General features: G+C 70.3%; 1 pseudogene. It reads left to right on the top strand.

What is annotated here, in order from left to right:
• Positions 1 to 144: 144 nt before the first annotated feature.
• Positions 145 to 509 (top strand): annotated as a pseudogene (locus tag A2J02_RS01040) (DUF4328 domain-containing protein); the annotation flags it as partial.

Raw genomic sequence — 509 nt, 5'->3', positions numbered from 1 at the left:
GGTGGTCGCTCGGCTCGCGTCGTCCAATATCTCAACCGCGTGGGCTACGACGCGATCAACGTCGACGGTGGGATGCTTGCCTGGCAGGCCGCTGGTCGACCGATCCAGAGCGACGACGACGCCCACGAAGCGAGAATCATCTAGATGTCGGCACCGCAGGGGCGCGCTCAGGCGTTCCAGGTCTGTGCCCGCTGCAGCACCCGTTGGGCTGTCGGCGCACGGCCGGGCACCTGGTGCCCCCGCTGCCATGGCGTGCTGCTCTCGCCGGTGTCCACCAGGGCACCCGCGCAGGGTGCCCGAAACTTCCGATGGGTAGCCCGACCGGCGACCTCGTCGACCAAAGCCGCACGCCGCGGCCGATCCGCAGCACCGACCCCGACGCCGCACTACGCCTCGACGCCCACCTGGGGATTGCGCGACATCCCGCGCGATCCCGAGGCCGATCGCCGCGTAGGTCGCGTCGAGCGGTACGCCGCGAACGCGCAGAACCTGGTCCTCGTCACCGCGAT

The sequence above is a fragment of the Rhodococcus sp. EPR-147 genome, from assembly GCF_001647185.1.
In the GTDB taxonomy this organism is placed as follows: domain Bacteria; phylum Actinomycetota; class Actinomycetes; order Mycobacteriales; family Mycobacteriaceae; genus Rhodococcoides.
Note: the sequence above shows the minus strand (reverse complement) of the source record. Positions and strands in the feature narration are given on the sequence as shown.